Genomic DNA, 23,708 nt, shown 5'->3' with positions numbered 1-23,708 from the left:
CGGCCGAGGGGAGGGCCCTGGGGACCCGTCCGGAAGGGCCGTCGGGCAGCCGGTGGCCGGGGGTCGCGCGCCGCGGGTCCGGGGTCGCGGCGGTCAGGCGCGCGGCTCGGACGTCCCGTCGGCCCTGGGCTCCGGCTCCGGACGGTCGGCGGCCTGCTCGGCGCCCTCCGGCCGGGTCTGGGCGAGGCGCTGCTCACGCTCACGGAGCTGGTTCTCCCAGTCGCGCAGCATGCGCTCGTGCTCCGCGTCCCCCGCGCGCAGGTCCGCAAGGAAGTCGGGGTCGTCGTCGGGCCCCTTGGGCGCACGGGGCCGCTCGTACTCCGGGAAGCCCGCGGTCTGGGTCGAGGGCCACGGCACGCGCGGTGCGGTGGCGCCACGCTCGGGGCGGCCGGCGACGAGCCACGCGACCGGGCCCACGACGGGGACCAGGATGATCAGGAACACCCACATCGTCTTGGGCAGGTTGCGGACGAGGATCGAGTCCGTCTGGATGCAGTCGATGAGCGCGAAGACGAGCAGCGCCAGGTCGACGACGAAGATGAGGTTGCGGAGCATCGATCCCCCTGGATCCGAGCCGCCGTGAGGGCGGGCCGTGCGGTCGGCGCCACCCTAGGGCCTCACGACCCCCGCGCGGCAGGGCCGTGCCGGTGAAGATCGCCCCCTGCGGCCAGGGGCCAGGCGGGAGTCAGTCCGCGCTGACCGTGCGCTCCGCGGCCCAGGCGCGCAACGCCCCGACGCGCTCCGCCATGACGACGCTCAGCGGGCGGGTCGCCCGGATCTCGGCCAGCACGTGAGCGGCGGCGACCGGCGCACCGTCGGCATGGGCGGCATAGGCGGCGGAGACGACGGCCTGCTCGAGCTCGGCGCCCGAGAACCCCTCGGACGCCTCGACCAGGCGCGCGACGTCGTGCGCCTCGAGCCTGACGTCGCGGCGCGTCGCGTGGATCCGCAGCACCTCGGCGCGCACGTCGGCCCTCGGCAGGTCCACGAAGAAGACCTCGTCGAACCGGCCCTTGCGGATCAGCTCGGGTGGGAGCTCCTCGATGTCGTTCGCCGTGGCGACCACGAAGACGCGGCCGCTCTTCTCCGAGAGCCAGGTCAGTAGGGTCCCGAGGAGCCGCTGCGACGAGCCGGTGTCGCTGTCCGACGTCGCGACGCCCTTCTCGATCTCGTCGATCCACACGACGCAGGGCGCCATCACGTCGGCCGTCGCGAGGGCCTCCCGCAGCTTGCGCTCGGACTCGCCCTGGTACTTGTCCTGGACCGCCGCGAGGTCGAGCCGCAGCAGCGGGACGCCGTAGATCCCGGCCGCGACCTTGGCGGCGAGGCTCTTGCCGCAGCCCTGGACACCGAGGAGCAGCAGGCCCTTCGGCGGGTCCAGCCCGGGCGCGGTGCCGTCGAACGCGGGCTTGCGGCGCGCGAGCCACTCCTTGAGGCGGGCCAGACCGGCGAGGTCCGCCATGCCCGCGGTGTCGTACTCGAAGCTCAGGGCGCCGCCTCGGCTCAGCAGGTCGTACTTGGCGCGCATGACGGCGGGGGCGTCGCTCGGCGTCACCGCACCGTCGTCGTGGATCGCGGCCCGCGCGAGCCGGCGCGTGTCCGCGACCGACAGGCCCGCGAGGTTCTCGACGAGCGCCGCGACGGACTGCTCGTCGGCCCGCACGGGCGTCCCGTGGGTCCGTGCCCACTCGCGCGCGACGTCGTCCACGACCGCACGCCGCTCCGCGCGGTCCGGGAACGCGATCTCGAACCGCGCCGCCAGGTGCTCGAGCTCCGCGGGCAGGCTCACCTCGTGGCTCACGAGCACGACGGTGCGCGGGGAGCGGTCGTAGGACTGGCAGATGTCCTTGAGCAGCCGGGTGCTCAAGGGTTCCGTGAGGTAGGGGTGCAGGTCGAGGAGCACGTAGATGCCCGGCACCGCGCCGTCACGGATCCAGTGGAGCACCTGGTCCGGCGCCGCGTTGAAGCGCTGCGGGCCCCCCAGGTCCACGTCGGCGCGACGCAGCCCCTCGGTCACGACCCACTCGAACACGGGCGTCGCCGGCCGGTTGTCCCGGGCCGCATCGAGCACGAGCGCCCGGGCACGGTCCTCGTCGCGCGTCTCGATCACGACGAGCGGGACCCGGCTGCGGAGGAGGACGGCCAGGTCGTGCCGTGAACCGTCCGCAGCCATGGGCCGGAACCTAGCAGCCACGCCGGCCCCGGCGTGGGCCCTCGGGCCGTGCGCTCGTGCTCGACGCGCGCGTCTTCACCCCGTGGCCGACGGGCCGAGCCCACCCGCCTCGACTACCGTGAGAACCACTGCACCGTCCCCCGGGTGCGGCAGCTCGGCAGGAGGTGGCGCATGACTGCGACCGCCCACCCGTGCACCGCCCGGCCGGGCACCCACCAGGGCACCGGTTACCGCCACCAGGCAGTGCTGTGGCGGGACCTGGACTCCTACCTCGGAGCGGCCGTCCCCTTCGTGCGTGACGGCCTCGCCGCCGGCTCCCCGGTCATGGTCGTGGTCACCGACGACCAGTGGGTACCGCTGCGCCACGCGCTGGGTCCGGATGCCGCCGACGTGGAGCACGCGGACATGGCGGTGCTGGGCCGTAACCCCGCGCGGATCATCCCGGCCTGGCTCGACTTCGTCGCCCGTCACCCGGGCGTCCCCCTGCGCGGCATCAGTGCGCCCGTCTGGGCCGGCCGACGCCCGGCGGAGCTCGTCGAGTGCCAGATCCACGAGGCCGTCCTCAACCTCGCGGTCCCGTCGGAGACGCCGTTGCGGCTCCTGTGCCCGTACGACGCGCAGTCCCTGCCCGCGGGAGTGCTGGCCGAGGCCCGGCTGAGCCACCCGGAGCTCCTCGGCGAGGACCCCACCCGCTCGTCGGCCACCTACGCGGGGCCGGACCGCTGCGCGGCCCTCGCCGCCCAGCCCCTCACTCCCCCCACGGGACCCGTCACGCGCCTGCCGTTCGCGCACGGACGGCTCGGCGGTCTGCGGCGCCTCACGGCCGAGCACGCCGCGGCGGCGGGCGTGGGCCGGGCGACGGCGGACGACCTCGCCCTCGCGCTGAGCGAGCTCGCGTCGAACAGCATCGACCACGGCGGCGGCTCGGGAGTGCTGAGCACGTGGCGCGACGCCGACGCTCTCTACTTCGAGGTGCACGACGCCGGGCACATCGACGACCCGCTGGTCGGCCGGCGCAACCCGACGCCGCACCAGGCGCGCGGCCGGGGCCTGTGGATGGTCAACCGGCTGTGCGACCTCGTGCAGATCCGGTCCGACGCCGACGGGACGGTCGTACGCGTCGTCACCTGGCTGTAGCCGGCCGCCACCTGGCCGTAGCCGGGTGGGACGACGTCCGTACCGGGTCGCTCAGGCCGCGAGGTCGCCGCGGTGCTCGGCGACGAGCTGCGCGACCCGGCCGGCCGAGAGGGTCTCCTCGACGAGGAGCGCCTCCGCGAGCTGCTCGAGCAGCGTGGCGTGCTCCGCGAGCAGGGTCGTCGCCGTCCCGTGCGCGTCGCGCAGGAGCCCGTCGATGCGGGCGTGCGCCTGGGCGGCGACCTGCCCGCCGAGCCTCAGCGTGTCCGGGTCCACCTGCGCGTAGCCGAAGTCGGTCATGCCGTACTGGGTGACCATCGCCGTCGCGAGGTTCGTGGCGCCCTGGAGGTCGCCCGAGGCGCCCTGCGTGTGCTCGCCGTCGAGGAGCCGCTCCTCCGCGGCACGTCCCGCGAGCGCGACCACGAGCTGGGCGAGGGCCTTCTTGCGCGGCAGGAACACGTCGTCGTTGCCGCTCATCCACGTGACGCCGCCCGCGGGGCCGCGGGGCACGATCGTCACGGAGACGGGGTCGTCGGCGTCGGGCAGCAGCGCCGCGGCGAGCGTGTGCCCGGCCTCGTGCCACGCGGTGATGCGCCGGTCGTGGTCGGTCACGAGCGCGGACGTGCGCGCGCGGCCCATCGCGACGGTGGCGACGGCGGCCTGGAAGCAGGATGCGTCGACCACGTCCGTCCCCCGGCGCGCGGCCTCCATGCAGGCCTCGTTGACGACCTGGGCGAGGTCCGCACCGGACATGCCGGGCGTCTGCCGTGCGATGCGCACCAGGTCGACGTCGGCGTGCAGGGGGCGGTTGCGCGCGTGGACCTCGAGGATGAGGGTGCGGCCACGGCGGTCGGGGTTGGGCACGTGGATCTGCCGGTCGAGGCGGCCCGGCCGCGTCAGCGCGGCGTCGAGCGTGTCGGGCCGGTTGGTCGCCGCGAGGACGATGACGTGGGACTCGCCGAACCCGTCCATCTCGTTGAGGAGCGAGATGAGCGTGTTCTCGCGCTCGCCGTCCCCGCCCTGGGTGCTCGACGAGCTGCGCGCACGGCCGACGGCGTCGATCTCGTCGATGAAGATGATGGCGCGCTCGGCCTTGCGGGCCTCGGCGAAGAGGTCGCGGACGCGCCGCGCGCCGACGCCCACGTACGTCTCGACGAAGTCCGAGCCTGCGATCGCGAAGAACGGCACGCCCGCCTCCCCGGCGACGGCCCGGGCGAGCAGGGTCTTGCCGGTCCCGGGCGGGCCCACGAGCAGCCCGCCGCGCGGCCTCGTCGCGCCGACGGCGGAGAAGCGCTCGGGCTCACGCAGCAGCTGGACCATCTCGCGGAGCTGGTCGACGGCCTCGTCCGCCCCCGCGACGTCGGCGAACGTGACCTGCGGGACCTCGCCCGAGGTCAACGCCTTGCTGCCGCGCCCGGAGCGCATGGCCTGCGGGTTGACGGTCCGGAGCACCAGCAGGAGGACGCCGACGATGAGCGCGACGGGGAGCAGGCGCAGCAGGACCTGCTCGCCCAGGCCCGGCGCACCGGAGTCGGCCGACAGCTCGACGTCCGCGTCCAGGAGGGCCTGCGTCATCTCGTCCGCGTAGGCCTCGGGGAAGCTCGCCTCGGCCTGCGTGCCGTCCGCCAGGACGAGCGTCACCGCGCTGGCGGTGTCGTCGACGGTGGCGCTGCGGACGTCGCCGTCCTCGATGAGCGTCAGGGCCTCGGAGAGCACGACGTCCTGCACCGTAGGGCCGTGCTGGTTCCACAGCGGCGAGGTGGCGGCCGCGAGCGCCCCGAGGACGACGGCACCGCCGACGCCCGCGGCGAGCACGCGGTCGCGCCGGGACCAGGAGGTCGGCGGCCAGGCGAGACGCTGCCCGGGGCGCACCGGTGCCACGGCACGCAGGCGGGTCCACGCCGAGCCTCGTCGGGGGTCGGGCGCCTGCCCGTCGCCGCCGGCCGCGGGACCGGGGGCGACGTCGGCGGCCGGGTTGTCCGGGAGGGTCGGCGCCCCGCCCGCGGACGCCCCCGGGCGGCCGGCGACGTCGCTCGCGCCGCTCCGTGGCGGGGCGGCGGGTCCGGCGACGGCCGGTGCGGCGGCACGCGGGATGTCCTGGCTCACCCCCCTGAGATCGGCTGCGCGGCGCGGCCCGTGAGCGGGACGCGGTGGCCAATCGGTCACATCACCCGCCGCGCGCCGACCGGGCGAACCTCGCCGGATCCGGCGCCAACCGGTCACAACGGGCGAGACGCTGCCGACCCTCACAGAGAAGCGCCGTACCCTTGAGGCACTGAAACGCTTGCAGCAAATCTCGCAATGAAGGGCTGGAAGTCCTGGTCCTCCCTACGTGGGCGGCTTACGCTTCCACGGTTGCGTCGGAGGCGAAGGCCACCGGCACTGATGAACAGGTGCATCCCCCCATGACCCTCACAGACATCTCGCAGCCGGCCCCGGAGGCCGCTACGCACACGCTCGCCCGGCTCGGCATCCCCGAGAGCTACGTCGACGCCCACGGCAACGTCCAGACCCCGCCGGTCATGACGCTCGCCGCCGTGGCCGAGGCCGTGAGCTCCGGGCCCGTCGTCGAGCACGCCCTCGTCTGCGCGCCGGGCCAGCCGTGCGCCGACCTCGTCGGCGACCTCACCGACCTCGACGGGCAGCCCGTGCCCGGGCCCGAGGGCATCGGCCCCGCCGCCGGCTACTACCACCTGCACACCCCCGAGGGCGGGCGCCGCCTCGTCATCAGCGCGCCCGAGCGCCTGCCCCAGCCCGTGCGCGGGTGGGGCTGGGCCGTGCAGCTCTACGCCGCCCGCTCGCGCTCCTCGTGGGGCATCGGCGACTTCGCGGACCTCGCGACGATCACGCGCTCGGCCGCCGAGGCCGGGGCGACGTCCGTCCTCATCTCCCCCGTGCACGCCGCGGCGCCGGTCCCGGCGCAGCAGTCCTCGCCCTACTCCCCCGCCTCGCGGCAGTGGCTCCAGCTGCTGCACATCGCGATCGCCGACGTCCCTGGCGCGGACCGCGTCGACCTGCGCGACCTCGAGCGTGCGGGCCGAGGCCTCAACGGCGAGCGACGCATCTACCGCGACACCGTGTGGACCCTCAAGCGCGCCGCGCTCGAGCGGATCTGGGCGGCGACGCGTGACGACCTGCCCGCCGAGCACGACGCGTGGGTCGCGGCGCAGGGACGCGACCTCGAGCTCTTCGCGACCTGGTGCGTGCTCGCCGAGACGTACGGGACCGCCGTCTGGCGCGAGTGGCCCGTGCAGCACCAGCACCCCGACGGCGCGACCGAGTTCGCCGCGCAGCACGCCGACCGTGTCGCGTTCTACGCGTGGGCGCAGTGGGTCGCGGACGTCCAGCTCGGCACCGCCTGCCGGGCGGGGGCGACGGTCGTCGCCGACATCGCCGTGGGCTTCGACTCCTCGAGCGCCGACGCCTGGACGCACCAGGGCGGCGTCTGCTTCGACTTCGAGGTCGGCTGCCCGCCGGACCGGCACAACCTCGACGGCCAGAAGTGGGGCCTGCCCCCGCTCAACCCGGTCGCGCTCGTGGCCGCGGACTTCCGCCCGTTCATCACCATGGTGCAGTCCGCGCTGCGGCACGCCGGTGCGCTGCGCATCGACCACGTGATGCAGCTGTGGCGCCTGTTCTGGGTGCCGCAGGGTGCCGGGGCCGGCCAGGGCGCGTACGTGCACTACCCGACCGAGGCCATGCTCGCGATCCTGCGGCTCGAGGCCGGCCGTACGGGTGCGTGGGTCGTGGGCGAGGACATGGGCACGGTCGCCGAGGGCGTGCGGGAGACGATGGCGCGCTACGGGATGCTCGGCTACCGCGCGGCCCTGCGCCTGCCGGTCGACCAGTTCCCCGAGGCGGTCATGGGTGCGTCGTCGACGCACGACCAGGCGACCATCGCCGGGACGCTCACGGGCTCCGACATGGACGACCTGCGCACCGTCGGCAAGTCGGCGAACTTCGAGCAGCTCGAGGGCGTGCGCCGCGAGCTCGCGGAGGTCGCCGGGGTGGACCCCGACGGCCCGATCGGCGCCGAGGAGATCCACAAGGCGGTGCTCGCCCAGTACCGCCGGCTGGCCGCGTGCCGCGCGCGCGTCGTCCTGGCCTCGCTGGACGACGCGGCGGCCGTCGCCGAGCGGCCCAACATGCCGGGCACCGTGCTCCAGTGGCCCAACTGGTGCCTGAGCCTGCCCCGGCCCGTGGAGGACATCCTGGCCGAGCCGCTCGCACGCGAGCTCGCGCAGGTGCTCGGCGCACGCGACTGACGCACGAGCTCTCAGCACGGCAGCGAGGCCCGGAGGTGACGACCTCCGGGCCTCGCGGCATGTCGGCCACGGTCGTGTCAGTGGGCGTGGTTACCGTCGGCCCATGAGCACAACGACCCACACCTGCGTCTACTTCGACGACGGCGAGATCGAGCTCCTGTGCACGTGCGGCCAGCGCGCCCTCCTCGTGCTCGACGAGGACGGCACGGACGGCACCCTGGTCGTCCTGCTCGACGAGGACGGCAGCACGACGTTCGAGCTCGCCGCCACCGCCTGACCCTCCCCGCCCGCGCTCAGGCGACGCGGATGACGACCTTGCCGCGCACGTGCCCGGACGCGCTCAGCTCGTGGGCGGCCGCGGCCTCCTCGAGGCTGAAGACCCGCGCCACGTCGACCCGCAACGCTCCCCGGTCCGCGAGCGCAGCGACGGCCGCGAGGTCGTCGGCGTCCGGACGGACCCACATGTAGGCACCGCCGAGCTCGGTGACCGCGTCGTCGGCGACCGACCCCAGCCGCGCACCGGCCTTGACGACCTCGGGGCTCGTGCGGATGACACCGCCACCCACGAGGTCGAGCACCACGTCGACGCCGTCCGGGACGAGCTGCCGGACCGACGCGACCATGTCCTCGCCGTACGGGACGGGCTCCGCACCGAGCGAGCGCACGTGCTCGTGGTTGCGCTCGGACGCCGTGCCGATCACGCGCGCGCCGAGGTCCCGGGCGATCTGCACCGCGAACGCCCCCACCCCGCCCGTGGCGTTGTGGACGAGGACGGTGTCCCCGCGACCGACGCCGAGGCGCCGCAGCGCCTGGTACGCGGTCAGGCCCGCGAGCGGGAGCGTCGCGGCCTCCTCCCAGGACAACGACGACGGCTTGCGTGCGAGGGTGCGCACGGGCGCGGCGACGAGCTCGGCGGTCGTGCCGCCGCTCACGACGTCCTTGCGGACGTACCCGATGACCTCGTCGCCGACGGCGAGCTCCGGCACGTCGAGCCCGACCCGCTCGACGACGCCCGCGACGTCCCAGCCGGGCACCACGGGGAACACCGCGTCCATGAGCCCGTCCAGGTAGCCCTCGCGGACCTTCCAGTCCACCGGGTTCACGGACGTCGCGCGCACGGACACGAGCACGGAGTCGGGCCCCACCTTGGGCGTGGGGAGGTCGGTCAGCTGAAGGACGTCGGGTCCGCCGTAGCGGTGATAGGTGATCGCTCTCATGCGAGCGGCAACCCGGGCGGGGGCGGGGATGTTCCTGAGGCCGCTACAGGTCCGCGGCGACCTCGACGTGCACACCGGCGTCGGCCGGCAGCACCTGGGCCGCCGGGTCGTCCGCGTCAATCCTCGCGACCCGGACCGCCTCGCCGTCCACCGACGAGACCTCGAAGGCCGTGGAGCCCGGGCGCACGTCCTTCGCGACGGCCCGGAACCCGTCGCCGTCCGTCCAGATGGTCACGGCCGTCGTCCCCGACGGGACCCAGCCCCAGCCGGCGAGGTCCTCGACGTCCAGGGCCTCGAACCCGCCGTCGAACATGCCGTACGACTGAAGGGCGACGCCCAGGTTCCGCAGGCTCGCCTGCGTCACGGTGTCGTACGCGGGGCCGAAGACCGCCTGAGGGACCTGTGCGAGGTCGGTGCGCCCCACGCCCACGACGGCCAGCGCCGCCACCGTGACCACCAGTGCTGCACGTCCGCGCATCGCCTGCCCCTCCGCCGACGCCGTCGCGGGCCAGGTGGGCCCGATCCGGTCGATACGGACAAATCTGGCATACCGGGCGCCGATGTGCGAGGCAAAACCACGCCTCGGTCCGTCGAGGAGTCGGACCCGGTCGAACCGGCCGCGGAGGCCCGGCGCCGTCGGACGGCACCGCGGTCGAGTCCGATTCCCGCCAGACGCCGGGCGCCGGCCCCGGCTGTACTGGGCACCATGAGCACCACGACCAACCGGCACGCCGTCGCCTCCCGGGCCCGGCACGACCAGCTCCCGGATGCCGCCGGAGGGGCACCGCGACGTCCTGCCGCCCCGGAGCCGCGCGTCAGCGGCGGGAGGCAGGATGGCGCCATGGGCATCGAGGCGGACCGGCACGAGCCGGTCAGGGCGGACCGGGCCAGCCGGGCACGCTGCTCGCTCGGCGACCCGCTGTTCGCGGAGCGGTACCGCGCGATCGACGCACGCGACACGCGCTTCGACGGGCAGTTCTTCACGGCCGTCTCCTCGACGGGCATCTACTGCCGGCCGTCGTGCCCGGCCCGCACCCCGAAGCCCGAGAACGTCACGTTCTACCTGACGTCCGCCGCGGCTCACGAGGGCGGCTACCGGGCGTGCAAGCGCTGCCTGCCCGAGGCCACGCCCGGCACCCCGGAGTGGGACCTGCGCCGCGACGTCGCCGGCCGGGCGATGCGCCTCATCGGCGACGGCGTGGTCGACCGGGACGGGATCCACGGGCTGGCCGCGGGCCTCGGGTACACGCCGCGGCACGTCCACCGCATGCTCGTGGCGGAGCTGGGCGCCGGGCCGCTCGCCCTCGCGCGGGCGCGGCGCGCACAGGCCGCCCGCGCCCTGCTGGTGAGCAGCGACCTCCCGCTGAGCCAGGTCGCCTTCGCCGCCGGCTTCGGGTCGATCCGCCAGTTCAACGAGACGATCCAGCAGGTGTTCGCGGCCACGCCGGGCGAGCTGCGCGCCCGGGGCCGCCGCGGGTCGCACCACGACGGCGCCGAGCCGGGCATACGCGGCCTGGCGCCCGGCGCCGCCACGTCGGGCCTCGCCGCAGGTGCGCCCGGTGCCGACGCGCCCGTGCGGCTCGGCGTGGACCTGCCCGTCCGTCAGCCGTTCGACGCCCCCGGCGTGTTCGCGTTCCTCGCGGCCCGCGCGGTCGACAGGGTCGAGGTCGCCGACGTGTCGCGCGGTGACCGGCTGCGGTACGCCCGCACGCTCAGCCTCCCGCACGGCCCCGGCGCCGTCGACGTCGTCGCGACCGCAGGTCCCCGCGGTGAGTGGCAGGTCCGGGCACAGCTCGAGCTCGTCTCCCTCGGGGACGTCGCCCCCGCGGTCGCGCGCGTCCGCCGCATGCTGGACCTGGATGCCGACCCCGTCGCGGTGGACGGCGCGCTCGGCGCCGACCCGGTGCTCGCGCCGCTCGTGGCCCGCACCCCGGGGATCCGTGTCCCCGGCGCGGTCGACCCGCACGAGCTCGTGGTGCGGGCCCTCGTCGGGCAGCAGATCTCCGTCGCCGCCGCCCGGACCCACCTGAGCAGGCTCGCCGCGCACGCCGGGAGCACGTACTCCTCGACGCTCCCCGGCCTCGACCGGCTGTTCCCGACACCCGACCAGATCCTGCGCACCGTCCCCGAGCCCGCCCCCGACGAGGCGCTCGACGCGGCACGCCCGCTGCGCCTGCCCGGCCGTGCGGTCCGGACCGTCCTTGCGACGTGCCGCGCACTGGCCGACGGCGGCCTGGCCGTGCACGTCGGCGTCGAGCCTGAGGTGCTGCGCGCCCAGCTCGTCGCGCGCCCGGGCATCGGCCCCTGGACCGCGGCCTACGTGGCCATGCGTGTCCTCGGCGACCCGGACACGTGGCTCACCGGGGACGTCGCCGTCCTCGCGGGTGCGAGGTCCGCCGGTGCGATCACCGGCGACCAGCCGAGCGCCGCGGCGCACCGGGTGCTGACCGAGCGTGCCGCCGCATGGGCGCCGTGGCGCTCGTACGCGACGATGCACCTGTGGCAGGCGGCCACCCGGCAAACGACCGTCCGCTAGCGGTACCGACCCGCCGTCGAGCAGCCACCCGGCCCGTGGGCGACGGCCGGGCGCGCGACGGCGGCCCGCCCCCGGTGAGGGACGGGCCGCCGTGGTGCTGCGCGGTCCGGGTGCCCGCGAGGGCTCCGAACCGGGAGGCGTCAGCCGCCGAGGAGGCTGCCGAGCCCGCCGCCACCGCTGGACTGCGTCGCCTGGTGCCCGCCGGCGACGACGGACTCGGACGGCTGGACGAGGACGTAGCCCTGGCCGCCGAACGCCATCTGGAACGTCTCGCCCGTGCCCCCGCGGACCATCGACTTGAGGCCGCCGGTGTCGACGCGGATGTCCATGCTCACGCCGGCCGTCCACATGACGACCGCCTGCGCGTCGCCGAAGGTCGGGGCGGACGCGACGTCGAGCGCGACGGGGTCACCCTTGGTCGTGATGGCGACGTAGCCCGTGCCGCGCAGGGCCACGTTGTACAGACCGCCGGCCATGGCCGCGCCGCGCGCCTGGATGCGGTGGATGTCCCACTCGATCGAGGACGAGAACGCCAGGACGTTGTTGCCGTTGACGGAGATCGCGTCGTTCTCCAGGTACATGATCTGGACCTCGGAGGCGTTGTCGGCGACGAAGAGCTCGCCCTGCCCGGTGCACTGCATCATGTCGACGCCCTCACCGGTCACCTTCGACATGAACATCTTGCCGAGGCCGCCCGAGCCCTTGTTCTCGAAGCGCACGTCGCCCTGGTAGGCGACCATCGAGCCGGTCTTCGCCCACACGGGGCCGTACCCCATCTGGATCTTGAGGAGCTTCTTGCTCTGGAGAGAGAACGGGTCGGGCGACGCGTTCTCCTTGAAGTCGTGGAACAAGGAACCATGAATCGGCATCGTCGTCATCCTGTCGTGCGTCGTCGTCTCCGCGTCCCGCGGACCGGGTCCATCGATCGAACTCTAACGACGCGGGCCATGCCTGCGTAGGCTTCCAGTGACCCGCTCGGGCGAACCGCGACGGGACTGGCGAAGGAGCTGGACATGGGTTTCCTCGACAAGGCGAAAGCCGCTGCGACCGACCTCGCCGCGAAGGCGGAGACGGCACTGGGCAGCACTGGGCTCAGCAGCCCGGGAGCCGCGCCCGGTGCGGGTGACGTGGACAAGTACTTCCACGACCTGGGCGTGCTCACCTTCCTCGAGCTGAGTGGTCGGCCCGCGTCGGCCGAGGACCGGGCGCGCGTCATGGGCGCGCTCCAGGACCTGGACGCGCGTGGCGCCATCCGCTCGTTCGCCCTGCACACCGCGCCGCCGCCCGCACCGGGGATGGCGGGCGCCGTCCCGCCGCCGCCCGGCGCCGCCGCCGCGGCCTCCGCTCCCCCGCCCCCCGGAGCGATGGGCTCCGCGCCACCGGCACCGTCAGCACCACCGATCCCGCCCCCGCCGATGGGGGCCCCGCCTGTCGCGGACGCCCCGCCCGCCCCGAGCGCACCCACGGCACCCCCGCCGCCGCCCTCGTGGATGCAGGGCGGCAACGTCTGAGGAGAACGGGCAACCGGACGCCGGGTGCACCCACGTCGGCAGGGTTCACCCGGCGCGGACCGTCGTGGTGTGCGACGGTGGAGGAGTGGTGGCCGTCCGGGTCGAGTTTCGCCGCGAGGGTGTGCGTCTCACCGCCCCCGACGAGTTCACGGTGCCCCCGGCCATCCCCCTCGAGCCCGCGCACGACTGGCTCCTGACGCGCTTCCAGCGCGGCAACCGCTACACGGCCCTGCGGGCGTGGACCGTGGGCAACCAGGTCCGTCCCCTCGTGCACGGCGGGCCGTACTTCGCGGCGCTCGCGGACGCGGTGGACGGCCTCGGCGCGGGCGACGAGATCCTGCTCGCGGGCTGGCGTGTGGACCCCGACGAGTTCGTGCGCGACGACCACACCACGATCTCCCACCTGCTCGCGGAGGCCGCGCGTCGCGGCGTCGTCGTGCGGGGCCTGGTCTGGCGGTCGCAGATGGACCGCATGCGGTTCTCGCGGCGGCAGAACCGGCGGTTCGCTCAGGCGGTCAACGCGGCCGGGGGCGAGATCGTGCTCGACCAGCGGGTGCGGCCGTTCGGCAGCCACCACCAGAAGTTCGTCGTGCTCCGCCACGCGGGTGCGCCCGAGAAGGACCGGGTGTTCCTCGGCGGGATCGACGTGGCGCACAGCCGCCGCGACACCCTCACGCACCGGGGCGACCCGCAGCGCATGCCGTTCGCGCGGTGGTACGGCGGCAAGCCCGCGTGGCACGACGTGCAGATCGAGGTGCGTGGGCCCGCGGTGCGCGACGCCGAGGAGTGCTTCCGCGAGCGCTGGGAGGATCCCTCGTCGCTGTCCCGGCGACCGTGGCACCTGGTGCCCCACCTGCTCGACGGGCTGGACCGGCAGCAGAGCCCGCTGCCGCCGCCCGCCGAGGACCCGCCGGAGGCCGGGACGTGCGCCGTCCAGCTCCTGCGGACGTACCCGAACCGGTGGCCGGGGTACCCGTTCGCCCCGCACGGCGAGCGGAGCATCGCGCGCGGGTACGCGAAGGCTCTGCGCCGGGCCCGGCGGCTCGTGTACATCGAGGACCAGTACCTGTGGTCGACCGGGGTCGCCCGGGTGTTCGCCGACGCGCTCGCGCGTGAGCCGGGGCTGCACCTCGTCGCCGTCGTGCCGCGGTTCCCCGACCAGGACGCCGAGGTGACGGTCCCGGTCGCGATGCACGGCCACACGCAGGCGCTGGACATGGTCCAGGAGGCCGGCGGGGACCGCGTCATCGTGCTCGACGTCGAGAACCACGCCGGCCGCCCCGTGTACGTGCACTCGAAGGTGTGCGTGATCGACGACGTGTGGGCGACCGTCGGCAGCGACAACTTCAACCGGCGCTCGTGGACGCACGACTCGGAGCTCACGGCCGCCGTCGTCGACGAGCAGCACGACCCGCGCGAGCCCCTGGACCCGGGCGGCCTCGGCGACGGTGCCCGCGTGTTCGCGCGTGACCTGCGGCTCGAGCTGTGGCGCGAGCACCTGGACCTGGCCGCGTGTCCGCACGACGACGCGCTGCTCCTGGACCCGGCCGACGCGATCGCGACCCTGCGCAGCCGTGTCGCGGCGCTCGACGCGTGGTACGCGGGCGGGTCCGCGGGGCCGAGGCCGCCGGGTCGGCTGCGCACGCACGTGATGGGTGCGCCGACGACGTGGCAACGGGTCCTCGCGTCACCCGCGTACCGGGCCGTCGTGGACCCGGACGGCCGCCCGCCGCGCATGAAGGTACGCGGGCACCACTGAGCCCGGCTCGTGCCAGCAGGGTGGCAGCGGGTGGCAGCCGGTCGGCAGCGTGGCTCGGTGAGCTCTCAGGAAATCTCACCCGCCCGCTTCGCGGCGGATCGCACCCATGTGGGCGCAGTCGGGCGGCGCACGTGGGCGAACCGGGCCCGCGAGTCCCGTGTGGCCACCCGGCCCGAGCGAGACACTGGACGGGCAGGAGACCCCCGCGAACAGAGGTGAGGGACATGCGTCACAGCCGACGCTTCCGTCTCGTCCCGGCCGCCGCCCACCGGCGCCACGGCCACATGAAGCACGACGAAGGGGTGTGCGTCTGCGGACGTCACCTCGGCTCGCCGAGCGAGATCAGGGACATGACCCAGCTGCACGCCCTCATGGGGCGGCACCCGGGCCAGTACGTGGTGCTCATCCGCTGAGGTCTGCGGGCCCCCGCCTTCGCTCGCGGGCCCCCGCCTTCGCTTCGCGGGCCGCCGCTCTCGCGTCGCCGGGCGCCCGACGTGCGGCGGTCAGCGGGGCGCGCCGGCCCCGTACCGTAGGCCGTCCACGACGAGGTCGAGGATGCGGCGCACCTGATCGGCCCACTCCTCGCCGTCGGGCACGAGCCAGACGGCACTCATCGCACGCCACAGGTCGTCGGCCTCCACGTCGGGCCGCACGGAGCCGTCGGCGCGGCCTGCCTCGAGCAGCACGCCGATGGCGCCCGTGATGTTGGTGCGCGTCTCGACGAAGACCGGTGAGTCCTGGCCGAGCGCCTCGCGCAGGGCCGCGCCCATGCCGCGCTTGGCTGCGGCGTACCGCACGAAGCGCCCCATCCAGTCGCGCAGGGCGTCGACCGCCGGCCGGTCGTCCCCGAGCAGCGCGGGGGCGGCGTCGCACAGCTCCTGGACCTCGCGCTGGTACGCGGCCTGGATGAGCGCCGAGCGGCTCGGGAAGTGCCGGTAGAGCGTGCCGATGCCGACGCACGCGCGCTCGGCGACGGTCTCCAGGGGGACGTCGGAGTTCTCCGCGAGCGCCTCCACGGCCACGGCCAGGAGCCGGGCGCGGTTGCGCTCGGCGTCGGCCCGGCGGGGACGGTCGGTCGAGATGGGCACAGCAACTCCCTTGCTAAACGGAGGAACCTCCGGTTATGGTCATGCCTAAGCGGAGGAGCCTCCGGTACAGCCTACGGCAGTCGGACGCCCACCACCATGGCGGCCCTCACCGGTCCCGCTCCCCCGCGCCCCACACATGAGAGGAGGCCGAACATGGCCAGCACCTTCCGCGGTCTGACCTTCGACGCCTACGACGCCGAGTCCACCGCCCTGTTCTGGGCCAACGCCCTGGGCCGCGTGATCGCCCCGGGCGCGACGCCCCAGCACGCCGAGCTCGCCGACGACGCCGCCTCGGGCGCGCCGCGCATCGTGTTCGAGCGCGTGCCCGAGGGCCGCCCGGTCCGCAACGCCCTGCACCTCGACCTCGAGACGGCCGACCTCGTCCGGGAGGCCGAGCGGCTCGTGCGGCTCGGCGCGCGGCGGCTCGGCGGCGTGAGCGCGGGCGCCAGCTGGGTCACCCTCACCGACCCCGAGGGCAACGCGTTCGACCTCATCGCGGCCTGAGCGCCAGGGCGGGCGAGCCGACGCTCGTCGGGCTCACCCACCCTGGCCGGGCCGCGCGGGGCTCGGGCTCTGCGTCAGGCGCCCGGGTTCAGGTGATCAGGTCCTCCGGGCTGAGGATCTGATCCTCCGGAGGCGCCTCGATGAGGCCCCCCTTGCCCCAGTTGGTGAACAGCCGCTCGGTGCGCATCCCCTTGATCTCCGACACGGACTTGCGGATGAGGCGGTCCGGGCCGATCCAGTAGGTCTCCGTGAGGGTGTCAGGCAGGTTGATGCCGCTCACCGCTTGACTCTCCTCGAGCATCGCAACCATGTCAGGGGGCAGGAGGGTCAGGTCGGTGACGAGGACATAGGCCTGCGCCATCACGCCGTCGATCTCCTCCGGCTCCCCCAGGGGCGTCACGTTCAGGATCGCGGGCACCTGGGCCTCGAGCGTGGCCCTTATGTCGAACTGCACGTCGAAGCCACGCATGGACGCAGCCACGGGGTCAGACGGGTCGTCCATGTCCACCCGCAAGAACTTGCCCTGCGTCGTCGAGCCCATGTTCAGGTACATGACGCGGTCGATCACGCGGGTCTCCATGGCCTCCAGCCCCGGGGTCACCACCTTCATCACGACGGAAGCCCGACCGTCGAGAAGCTTGACGGAGCCGTCCATCTGCACGCTCGTCTCGCCGAACCGGGACTCGGGGCCCGACGTCGTGAGCACGGAGACGTCGTAGCTGCCCGCCGCCGTCTGCGCGCTGATCATCGCCTTGGTCAGGGTCTCCGGCGTCAGATCCACGGGGGCATCCTCGGCGGGAGCCTCCTCGACCACCTCCTCCGCAACCGCGGACGCCGTAGTCTGCGCCACCGGCGCCTCGCGGTCGGCGCCTGGGCCACCACAGGCCGCGAGCCCAGCGACCAGGACGACTGCCAACGGGACCGTCAGCGGGACCAAGAACGGGCGACGGGTCGTGCGCATGTGAGCTGCTCCTCGCTGGGGTCACCACGACGGGATCCGGCGACGGCGCGCGGTGCACGCCGTCGATCATGAGCGTCGCACCTGTGAGCGCGCCGTGGACCCGCCATACGGGTGGTTTACGCCACAAACCGGACACGGGGTGCTGCTGCGTCGCCGACCGACGCCTACAGCACTCGGCGGTTCACCCCTGCCAGATCAGCCGAACGCCACCACGAGGCCCACGAGGGCGATCGCCACTCCACCCCACGCCCACCCGGTTCCCACCGGCGTCCTCCTCCGCGCCCAGCCGACGCACCACGCGACGGCACCCAGGAGCGCCGAGACGATCGGCATCGCGGCCCGCAGCTGGGTCTCGCCGCAGTCGGAGGGGTCGAAGTCATCCGTGCACATGACCGAGAACGCTGTCGCGAAGTACGACAGGACCGCGCCGGCAAGGAGCAGGACCATCACGAGCGTGCCGGTCAGCACGAACATCCAGGTCGGCGCCCGGCGCCGCTGCGGGGACGCGTGGACGGGAACGCCGTCGTCGACCGTCACGTCGTCGTCCACGCCCCCCTCGTCACGCGCGGCGCCGGCAAGAACCGGCGGCGCTCGGTTGCCATCTTGCCGGACACCCGGTGTGAGTCGTCTTCCCGTGGACGTCGCGGTTCACCGCTGAGCGAACAACCTGCCGGAATCTGCGCGCTCCCGGTGAGGTTCTGACAGGTGTCGCCCGCCGGGCGGCGCACCGCCCACGGAGAAGAGGTACCGACATGACCGCCACCACCCTGGCGACGACCACGCCGGCCGAGCTCACGCGAGCGGACCGGTGCGACAGCTGCGGCGCGCAGGCCTACGTCCGCGCGACGATCCACACCGCGGACGGCCTGTCCCTGCTCTTCTGCGGCCACCACTTCCGCGACCACGAGCTCGCACTGCTCACGTCCGGCGCCACGATCCACGACGAGCGCCGCCGCATCGACGACGAGGTGTCCGCACCGGAGCGCTGAGAGCACGACGGCGGAGGCCGCCCCGCTGCCTCGGGACGACGCCAGCACTGCGTCGCGCGCCGTCCCGGCACGTCTTCCCTGACGTCCGAGTGGCCTATGCGGCACACTCGGGCCGTGGAGATCCGGCCGTACCGTGACACCGACAGGGACGACGTCTACGACATCTGCGTGCGCACCGCAGACGGGGGTGGCGACGCGCGCGGCATGTACTCGAGCGACGACCTGATGCCCGACCTGTTCGCGGGCCCGTACCTGCACCTCGAGCCCGAGCTCGCCTTCGTGCTGGACGACGGCACGCGGGCCGTCGGGTACGTGCTCGGCACCGCCAACACGGCACGCTGGGCCGAGCGCCACCGCGCGGAGTGGCTCCCGCGCGTCGCCGACCGCTACCCGCTGCCCGCCGGCGAGCCCAGCACGCCGGAGGAGTCGCTCGTCGACCTGCTCCACCACCCCGAGCGCAACGTGCACCCGGAGCTCGCGGACCACCCCGCGCACCTGCACATCGACCTGCTGCCGGGCAGCCAAGGGGCGGGCCACGGCCGAGCGCTGATCCGCACCTACCTCGCCGCGCTGCGCGAGCGCGGCGTGCCCGCCGTGCACCTGGGCATGCTCACGGCCAACACCCCGGCACGCGCGTTCTACGACCGTCTCGGCTTCCGCGAGCTCCCGTTCACGGTGCCCGACGTGACCTACCTCGGGGCGCCGACCAGCCTGGCCGTGTAGTGCCGGCGCGCGGAGCGGGCTCGCGGTAGCCCGCGTTCAGCGGCCCGCCACCCAGGACACCGGGCCGCCGGAGTAGCCACCGTCGTCGGCATGAGGTGACCCGGCCAGATCGATCAGTGCTCCAGTGGCCACGTCGTACGCGACGAGGCGGTCGGGCCCCACGGCCTCGTGGCAGCTGAGCGAGCTCCAGATGACCAGGCGGCCCGGCGTCGTGCCGAACTCGACCTGCGCGGGAGCGGCGCCGCCGGGGTGGCCCACGTCGATCAGCCGCGCGCCGTCCGCGTCGATCAGCCAGCCGCCTACCGGGCAGATCTCCGGGCTGCCGACCTGCTCGACTGCTGCCCCTGCCACGGCGACGACGCCCTCGCCGACGTTGGCGGAGTCCCAGCCGAAGGGCGCGACGTCGGCGGAGGACAGCGTGCGGATCGGCGTGCTCGTTCCGCTGACGAGCTGCGCGACGTCGGCCGTGACGAGCCGCACGGACTCCGGCTCGGACCAGATCCCCTCGTCCGACAGGAGCTCGTTGTCCGTGCAGGTCTGGAGCACGGTGTCGTCGGCCCACCAGCCCGACACCTCGCACCATCCCGACGCGGTCTCCCCGGCCGGGAGCCGGGCGACGACGCTCCCGCTGGCGAGGTCGACCACGGCCTCGTCTGCGTTGATCCCTCCCCCGACCCAGACGAGCGACCCGTCGGGGCTGGGCTCGACCACGTGGCCCGTCACGCCGGTGTCGATCTGCTGCACCTGCTCACCGCGCGTCACCGTGAGCACCGTCGACTCCTGTGACACCCCGCGCCACAGCCGCGTGCCGTCCGCGGTGGTGGCGACGATCTCGAGCTCCTCGAACCACACCCGGTCGGGCCCGGCGTCCACCGGCTGCATCTCGCCCGTGAGGAGGTCGAGCGTGACGAACGGGCCCCCGATGGAGCTGCCACCCTCTCGCACGCGCATCACGGCGGTGCTCGCCCCGGCCTCCCAGTCCACCACCTCGTGCTGCACAGGGGACGGGTCGCCCGTCGCTGTAGGCGAGGGCGCCGACGGAAGGGTGAGGAGCCGGTAGCGCGTACCTGCCGGGTCGACGAGGAGCACCGACGTGTCCGACGCCGGGAAGCTCGCCTCGTCGAACCGGTGCGTCTGCCACGTCACCAGGAACCACCCCGGCCCGGCCTCGTCAAGGATCCCCTCGGGGGCCTCGTGGAACGGTGGCAGGCCGGGCTCGAGCACGGGTGCGCCGAGCTCGGGGGCGGACGGCGTGGGTGTCGAGGACGGGCTGCTCGTCGGCGTCGGCGTCGGCTCCTGCGTCGGCGTGGGCGAGTCCGTGTGGACCGGCGGTACCGGCGCCGGGTCGTGCCCGATCAGCGCGGCCGCCAGCACCGCGGCGCCCACGACCGGCACCACGGCCAGGGCCTGCAGCCCACGCCGCACACCGCGCCGCCGGCGCACCCGCGCCCGCATCCCGGCGACGGCCTCGGGCGCCGGGTTCAGCCCGGTGAGGGCACGTTCCCGTGCCGCGACGGCCTCGGCCATGACGTCCGACAGCTCACGCTCCACGACGCGACTCCCTCGTCTCCACGAACTGCGCGTCATCCGACGCCACAACCCCGAGCACGGCGTTAAGGGCCGCGATCCCGTCGGCGACGTAGCGCTTCACGGCGCCCTCGCTCAGTCGCAGCAGCTGGGCGGTCTCCCGGACCGACAGGTCCTCCATGTGCCGCAGCACGACGCAGGCGCGCACCCTGGGCGGCAGGCCCGCGAGCGCCGTCTCGATCTCGGGCTCCAGCCCAGGTGTCACGGCCGGCTCCGCGTCCGGTCCCAGCCGCGCGCCCACCTTCGCGAGCGCTCGCCCCTCGGAGGCGCGTCGGCGCCCCGCGTCGAGGAACCGCGACACGACGGCGCGACGCACGTACGCCTCCGCCTCGGCCACGGTGGCGAAGCGCGCCCGGCCGGAGAAGGTCGAGACGATGGCGTCCTGCACGAGGTCCTCGGCCTCCTGCCGGCTCGGCACCAGCAGCATCGCGTGCGCCACGAGCCTGGGGTAGCGCTCACGCACCACCTGCTCGAGCATCGGCTCCCACCGAGACACCGGCCCTCCCGTCGTCGTCCTGAACAGAGAACGGAGACCGGGGTGATCGGGGTTGGGTCCGACGGCACTCCAAGGCGCATCCTTCCGCACGGGTAGGCGCAGGGCCGCGGCCCGGTTCACCCGATCGGGTGCAGGCGGTGGGGGCGTCGGCCGACCGACGGGTTCGGCGACCAGCCCTCGCCGAGCGGGCCCCTAGGACCGGCGGCCTCAGAGGCCGCCGAGCGCCTGCCCCTGGGTGAGCCGCTCGCGCAGCCAGGCGGGCGTGTGCTCCTGGTCGCGCGGGAACTCCTCCTGCTCCTGGAGGTAGTGCAGCGGCGAGATCCCGGTGACCCACTCCGGCTCGTGGTCGTGGTCGAAGTCCCAGGTCATGCGGCCGTCGGAGGTGAACCGTGCGACCGCGGTGAACCACGCGCCGGAACCCGGCCGGGCCATCGCGGCCCGCAGCTCCCTGAGAGCACGCAGCACCGGGCGCCCCATCACGACGGTCAGGGGCGTGCCGTCAGCGGCCTGAGCCGTGGCCTGGGTCTCCGCCGTCTTCCCGACCCGGCGGTAGACGATCGAGCCGTTCGCCCACCCCTGGGGCGCGGCCTCGAAGAACTGCCGCCCCACGTCCTGCATGATCTCGCCGGGGTTGCGCTCGGTCACTGGTCGGACTCCTTCGTGGTGGGACCTCGCGTCACCGGAGGTCGGGCACTGCGGCCGCGGGGCCTCGCGTCGGGTCAGGGCGCCTTCCGCGAGTGAGGCGGCTCGGCCGTCAGAGCCGATCTGAGGCGACGATCGCTTCACGCAGCGCTCGGGCGACCTCGGGCGAGGCCGCCGTCGTGATCGATTGTGCGATGTCGCGGACCTGAGCGACCTGCTCCGGGGTCAGCACGTCGAAGACCAGGCGCCGCGCCTCGCGCACGTGCCCGGGGGCCGCGGCTTCCAGGAAGGTCATGCCGGCGTCGGTCAGGGCCAGCTCGGTGCACCGTGACTCCCCCGTGACGAGGTGCCGGTGGACCAGCTCGCGCTCCTCGAGCCGGCTCGCAGCGTGCGAGAGCCGTGACAACGTTCCGCCGGCCATCTGGGCGAGCCGGGCCATCTGCATCCGTCGACCGGGCGCACCCGAGAGCTGGGACAGGATCGAGTACTCGAAGAAGTTGAGGCCGCTGTCCCGCTTGAGCTGGGCGTCGATCGCGGGCGGCAGGCTCATGAGCATGGCGATCAGGGACATCCAGGCGTGGCGCTCGTCGCCGTCGAGCCACGGAGTTGCGTCGGACACATCTGCATCGTAGTCGGGACTTGAATGTTCAAGTCGATCCATGTCACGCTGGACTTGAACATTCAACCCGAAGGAGCAGCCATGTCCGTCCTGCGCATCGATGCAAGCATCCAGGGTTCCCACTCCGCGAGCAGCGAGCTCGCCGACCTCGCCGAGTCCGGCTGGACCGCCGTGCAGCCCGGCGCGAGCTTCGTCCGGCGCCACCTGGGTGCCGAGCCGCTCCCGGCCGACGCCTGGGCGGCCGCGATCGGCGGCGGGTTCACACCCGAGGACCAGCGCACGCCCGAGCAGCGCGACGCACTCACCCTCGCCGGCACCCTCGCCGACGAGCTGCGCAACGCCGACGGCGCGATCCTCGCCCTGCCCCTCTACAACTGGGGCGTCTCCCAGCACGTCAAGACGTGGATCGACCTGGCCGTCGCCGGCGGCACCAACGGCGAGAGGCTCCTCGACGGCAAGCCGACGGTCGTGGTGACCACCCGCGGCGGCGGGTACGGGCCGGGCGCGCCCCGCGAAGGCTGGGACCACAGCACCGCCTACCTGCGCCGGATCGTCGGCGACCTCTGGGGCGCCGACCTCACCCTGGTCGAGCGCGAGCTGACGCTGGCCGGGGTGAGCCCCGCGATGGACGCCTTCATCGAGGCCGGCGCGCTCCTGAAGAAGGCCGCGCAGGAGGCGGCGTACGAGGCCGGGAGCCGCGCGGCGTCCGTGGCGGGCGCGCGGTAGGCCCGGACCCCGGCGACACCCTGGCCACCGTCTGCGACGGTCAGGTCACCGGGCCGCTCAGATCGCCGGGTGGGTCTGCTCGCCGGGCACGGGGGTCGCGAAGATCCCGGAGACGGTGACGTCCATGGCCCACGCGCGCCGCTCGTCGCGCTCGCCGCCGACCATCTGCTCCGCGCCGATCGTCGTGAGCAACGGGTGGCGCTGCGGGCTCGCGTCGTCGAGCGCGGCAACCAGGTCGGCCACGTCGCCCTGCCCTCCTGCGGGGCGTCCGCGTCCGCCGTACTCGGCCGCCATCGCGGTCGCCTGCTGGAGCAGGACGTCGACGCCCCACGCGGCGCGAGCGGGAGACGCGCCGCCGGCGTCGAGCAGCCTCAGCAGCAGCTCGACGAGGTCGAGGTAGTTGGTCCCCTGGGGCCACGTGACGAGGGCCGAGTCGGCGAGCCCGGGATGCGCCATCAGCAGGTTGCCGTAGTCGGTGAGCAACGCGCGCAGGCGCTGTCGCCAGTCACCTCGGCCGTCCCATGTCAGGTCCAGGGTCGCGAGAAGGCGATCGATCAGCAGGGCGTGGACCTCGGTGGTGCTCCGCACATACACGTAGAGGGACGCCGGCCCGGCGTCGACCTCCTGGGCGAGGCGACGCATGGTGAGCCGCCCGATGCCGTCGCTCTCGAGGACGCGGACCGCCGCATCGACGATCACCTCGCGGCTGAGCGGGGGCTTGGCGGGACGCTCGCGGCGGCTGCGCGGCTCGGCTCTCGGCATGGCGTCATCGTAACGC

25 protein-coding genes are annotated in these 23,708 nt (G+C 74.2%); 11 read left to right on the top strand and 14 right to left on the bottom strand.

Annotated elements, in window-relative coordinates; translation table 11 throughout:
• Positions 1-93: 93 nt before the first annotated feature.
• Positions 94-555, bottom strand: coding sequence for a PLDc N-terminal domain-containing protein (locus FZ988_RS13995; RefSeq protein ID WP_149204634.1), 462 nt, complete (start codon positions 553-555; stop codon positions 94-96).
• Positions 556-685: 130 nt separating this feature from the next.
• Positions 686-2,173: an AAA family ATPase gene (locus FZ988_RS13990; protein WP_149204633.1), complete on the bottom strand. Its 1,488-nt coding sequence runs from the start codon at positions 2,171-2,173 to the stop codon at positions 686-688.
• A gap of 171 nt (positions 2,174-2,344) precedes the next feature.
• Between FZ988_RS13990 and FZ988_RS13985 the strand changes: the two genes are divergently transcribed.
• On the top strand, positions 2,345-3,310 hold the full coding sequence (locus tag FZ988_RS13985) for a sensor histidine kinase (RefSeq protein ID WP_149204632.1): 966 nt from the start codon (positions 2,345-2,347) through the stop codon (positions 3,308-3,310).
• A 51-nt stretch (positions 3,311-3,361) separates the two neighbouring features.
• On the opposite strand, the gene FZ988_RS13980 is transcribed toward FZ988_RS13985, so the two are convergent.
• Positions 3,362-5,413, bottom strand: a complete 2,052-nt coding sequence (locus FZ988_RS13980) for an ATP-dependent metallopeptidase FtsH/Yme1/Tma family protein (protein WP_149204631.1) — start codon at positions 5,411-5,413, stop codon at positions 3,362-3,364.
• Between the two features lie 299 nt (positions 5,414-5,712).
• Here FZ988_RS13980 and malQ point away from each other — a divergent pair, with 299 nt between their 5' ends.
• Positions 5,713-7,572, top strand: a complete 1,860-nt coding sequence (malQ, locus tag FZ988_RS13975; protein ID WP_149204630.1) for a 4-alpha-glucanotransferase — start codon at positions 5,713-5,715, stop codon at positions 7,570-7,572.
• A gap of 103 nt (positions 7,573-7,675) precedes the next feature.
• Positions 7,676-7,849 carry a hypothetical protein gene (locus tag FZ988_RS18595; RefSeq protein ID WP_188079116.1) on the top strand — a complete coding sequence of 58 codons (174 nt, stop codon included), beginning with the start codon at positions 7,676-7,678 and terminating at the stop codon, positions 7,847-7,849.
• Positions 7,850-7,865: 16 nt separating this feature from the next.
• Here the strand turns inward: FZ988_RS18595 and FZ988_RS13970 are convergent, their stop codons facing one another.
• Both FZ988_RS13970 and FZ988_RS13965 read right to left on the bottom strand, forming a co-directional pair.
• Positions 7,866-8,789, bottom strand: a complete 924-nt coding sequence (locus tag FZ988_RS13970; protein WP_149204629.1) for an NADP-dependent oxidoreductase — start codon at positions 8,787-8,789, stop codon at positions 7,866-7,868.
• Positions 8,790-8,832: 43 nt separating this feature from the next.
• Positions 8,833-9,267 carry a hypothetical protein gene (locus FZ988_RS13965; RefSeq protein WP_149204628.1) on the bottom strand — a complete coding sequence of 145 codons (435 nt, stop codon included), beginning with the start codon at positions 9,265-9,267 and terminating at the stop codon, positions 8,833-8,835.
• A gap of 228 nt (positions 9,268-9,495) precedes the next feature.
• On the opposite strand from FZ988_RS13965, the gene FZ988_RS13960 reads away from it, so the two are divergent.
• Positions 9,496-11,325 (top strand): DNA-3-methyladenine glycosylase 2 family protein, encoded by a 1,830-nt coding sequence (locus FZ988_RS13960; protein ID WP_246169512.1) that lies wholly within the window; start codon positions 9,496-9,498, stop codon positions 11,323-11,325.
• A gap of 140 nt (positions 11,326-11,465) precedes the next feature.
• On the opposite strand, the gene FZ988_RS13955 is transcribed toward FZ988_RS13960, so the two are convergent.
• Positions 11,466-12,203, bottom strand: coding sequence for an AIM24 family protein (locus FZ988_RS13955; protein WP_246169511.1), 738 nt, complete (start codon positions 12,201-12,203; stop codon positions 11,466-11,468).
• Positions 12,204-12,338: 135 nt separating this feature from the next.
• On the opposite strand from FZ988_RS13955, the gene FZ988_RS18590 reads away from it, so the two are divergent.
• The 3 genes from FZ988_RS18590 (at position 12,339) to FZ988_RS13940 (ending at position 15,008) form a co-directional block, all read left to right on the top strand.
• Positions 12,339-12,836: a hypothetical protein gene (locus FZ988_RS18590; RefSeq protein WP_188079115.1), complete on the top strand. Its 498-nt coding sequence runs from the start codon at positions 12,339-12,341 to the stop codon at positions 12,834-12,836.
• Between the two features lie 88 nt (positions 12,837-12,924).
• On the top strand, positions 12,925-14,595 hold the full coding sequence (locus tag FZ988_RS13945; protein WP_246169510.1) for a phospholipase D family protein: 1,671 nt from the start codon (positions 12,925-12,927) through the stop codon (positions 14,593-14,595).
• Positions 14,596-14,819: 224 nt separating this feature from the next.
• Entirely contained in the window at positions 14,820-15,008 is a 189-nt protein-coding gene (locus FZ988_RS13940) for a hypothetical protein (protein ID WP_149204626.1), read from the top strand.
• A gap of 90 nt (positions 15,009-15,098) precedes the next feature.
• Here the strand turns inward: FZ988_RS13940 and FZ988_RS13935 are convergent, their stop codons facing one another.
• Positions 15,099-15,683, bottom strand: coding sequence for a TetR/AcrR family transcriptional regulator (locus FZ988_RS13935; protein WP_223145139.1), 585 nt, complete (start codon positions 15,681-15,683; stop codon positions 15,099-15,101).
• Between the two features lie 153 nt (positions 15,684-15,836).
• Here FZ988_RS13935 and FZ988_RS13930 point away from each other — a divergent pair, with 153 nt between their 5' ends.
• Entirely contained in the window at positions 15,837-16,187 is a 351-nt protein-coding gene (locus FZ988_RS13930; RefSeq protein ID WP_149204625.1) for a VOC family protein, read from the top strand.
• A gap of 88 nt (positions 16,188-16,275) precedes the next feature.
• On the opposite strand, the gene FZ988_RS13925 is transcribed toward FZ988_RS13930, so the two are convergent.
• Together FZ988_RS13925 and FZ988_RS13920 are read right to left on the bottom strand one after the other, a co-directional pair.
• Positions 16,276-16,968, bottom strand: a complete 693-nt coding sequence (locus tag FZ988_RS13925) for a hypothetical protein (RefSeq protein ID WP_188079114.1) — start codon at positions 16,966-16,968, stop codon at positions 16,276-16,278.
• A 375-nt stretch (positions 16,969-17,343) separates the two neighbouring features.
• A complete protein-coding gene (locus FZ988_RS13920) occupies positions 17,344-17,697 on the bottom strand; it encodes a hypothetical protein (RefSeq protein WP_149204623.1) in 354 nt (117 codons plus the stop codon).
• A 203-nt stretch (positions 17,698-17,900) separates the two neighbouring features.
• Between FZ988_RS13920 and FZ988_RS13915 the strand changes: the two genes are divergently transcribed.
• Together FZ988_RS13915 and FZ988_RS13910 are read left to right on the top strand one after the other, a co-directional pair.
• A complete protein-coding gene (locus FZ988_RS13915) occupies positions 17,901-18,137 on the top strand; it encodes a DUF7455 domain-containing protein (RefSeq protein WP_149204622.1) in 237 nt (78 codons plus the stop codon).
• Positions 18,138-18,251: 114 nt separating this feature from the next.
• On the top strand, positions 18,252-18,860 hold the full coding sequence (locus FZ988_RS13910) for a GNAT family N-acetyltransferase (protein ID WP_246169509.1): 609 nt from the start codon (positions 18,252-18,254) through the stop codon (positions 18,858-18,860).
• 36 nt (positions 18,861-18,896) lie between these two features.
• On the opposite strand, the gene FZ988_RS13905 is transcribed toward FZ988_RS13910, so the two are convergent.
• From FZ988_RS13905 to FZ988_RS13890, 4 genes are all read right to left on the bottom strand, one after another.
• Positions 18,897-20,411 (bottom strand): YncE family protein, encoded by a 1,515-nt coding sequence (locus FZ988_RS13905; RefSeq protein WP_149204620.1) that lies wholly within the window; start codon positions 20,409-20,411, stop codon positions 18,897-18,899.
• Positions 20,401-20,943 (bottom strand): RNA polymerase sigma factor, encoded by a 543-nt coding sequence (locus tag FZ988_RS13900; RefSeq protein WP_246169508.1) that lies wholly within the window; start codon positions 20,941-20,943, stop codon positions 20,401-20,403. The genes FZ988_RS13905 and FZ988_RS13900 overlap by 11 nt, the downstream gene beginning before the upstream one ends.
• A 207-nt stretch (positions 20,944-21,150) precedes the next feature.
• Complete coding sequence (locus tag FZ988_RS13895) at positions 21,151-21,588, bottom strand: hypothetical protein (RefSeq protein ID WP_149204619.1); 438 nt, start codon at positions 21,586-21,588, stop codon at positions 21,151-21,153.
• A 109-nt stretch (positions 21,589-21,697) separates the two neighbouring features.
• Complete coding sequence (locus FZ988_RS13890) at positions 21,698-22,204, bottom strand: MarR family winged helix-turn-helix transcriptional regulator (protein ID WP_188079113.1); 507 nt, start codon at positions 22,202-22,204, stop codon at positions 21,698-21,700.
• A gap of 81 nt (positions 22,205-22,285) precedes the next feature.
• Between FZ988_RS13890 and FZ988_RS13885 the strand changes: the two genes are divergently transcribed.
• Positions 22,286-22,930, top strand: coding sequence for an FMN-dependent NADH-azoreductase (locus FZ988_RS13885; RefSeq protein ID WP_149204618.1), 645 nt, complete (start codon positions 22,286-22,288; stop codon positions 22,928-22,930).
• Between the two features lie 57 nt (positions 22,931-22,987).
• Here the strand turns inward: FZ988_RS13885 and FZ988_RS13880 are convergent, their stop codons facing one another.
• On the bottom strand, positions 22,988-23,692 hold the full coding sequence (locus tag FZ988_RS13880) for a TetR/AcrR family transcriptional regulator (RefSeq protein ID WP_149204617.1): 705 nt from the start codon (positions 23,690-23,692) through the stop codon (positions 22,988-22,990).
• Positions 23,693-23,708 lie beyond the last annotated feature (16 nt).

This window comes from Actinotalea subterranea, from assembly GCF_008364845.1.
GTDB lineage: Bacteria > Actinomycetota > Actinomycetes > Actinomycetales > Cellulomonadaceae > Actinotalea > Actinotalea subterranea.
The sequence above is the reverse complement of the archived record's forward strand: the minus strand, read 5'-3'. Positions and strand labels throughout refer to the sequence as shown.

Coding starts and splice junctions, on each gene's coding strand:
- FZ988_RS13940 (WP_149204626.1), top strand. CDS start 14,820: ATGCGTCACAGCCGACGCTTCCGTCTCGTCCCGGCCGCCGCCCACCGG.
- FZ988_RS13915 (WP_149204622.1), top strand. CDS start 17,901: ATGACCGCCACCACCCTGGCGACGACCACGCCGGCCGAGCTCACGCGA.
- FZ988_RS13960 (WP_246169512.1), top strand. CDS start 9,496: ATGAGCACCACGACCAACCGGCACGCCGTCGCCTCCCGGGCCCGGCAC.
- FZ988_RS13995 (WP_149204634.1), bottom strand. CDS start 555: ATGCTCCGCAACCTCATCTTCGTCGTCGACCTGGCGCTGCTCGTCTTC.
- malQ (WP_149204630.1), top strand. CDS start 5,713: ATGACCCTCACAGACATCTCGCAGCCGGCCCCGGAGGCCGCTACGCAC.
- FZ988_RS13955 (WP_246169511.1), bottom strand. CDS start 12,203: ATGACGACGATGCCGATTCATGGTTCCTTGTTCCACGACTTCAAGGAG.
- FZ988_RS18595 (WP_188079116.1), top strand. CDS start 7,676: ATGAGCACAACGACCCACACCTGCGTCTACTTCGACGACGGCGAGATC.
- FZ988_RS13985 (WP_149204632.1), top strand. CDS start 2,345: ATGACTGCGACCGCCCACCCGTGCACCGCCCGGCCGGGCACCCACCAG.
- FZ988_RS13970 (WP_149204629.1), bottom strand. CDS start 8,789: ATGAGAGCGATCACCTATCACCGCTACGGCGGACCCGACGTCCTTCAG.
- FZ988_RS13965 (WP_149204628.1), bottom strand. CDS start 9,267: ATGCGCGGACGTGCAGCACTGGTGGTCACGGTGGCGGCGCTGGCCGTC.
- FZ988_RS13930 (WP_149204625.1), top strand. CDS start 15,837: ATGGCCAGCACCTTCCGCGGTCTGACCTTCGACGCCTACGACGCCGAG.
- FZ988_RS18590 (WP_188079115.1), top strand. CDS start 12,339: ATGGGTTTCCTCGACAAGGCGAAAGCCGCTGCGACCGACCTCGCCGCG.
- FZ988_RS13885 (WP_149204618.1), top strand. CDS start 22,286: ATGTCCGTCCTGCGCATCGATGCAAGCATCCAGGGTTCCCACTCCGCG.
- FZ988_RS13880 (WP_149204617.1), bottom strand. CDS start 23,692: ATGCCGAGAGCCGAGCCGCGCAGCCGCCGCGAGCGTCCCGCCAAGCCC.
- FZ988_RS13990 (WP_149204633.1), bottom strand. CDS start 2,173: ATGGCTGCGGACGGTTCACGGCACGACCTGGCCGTCCTCCTCCGCAGC.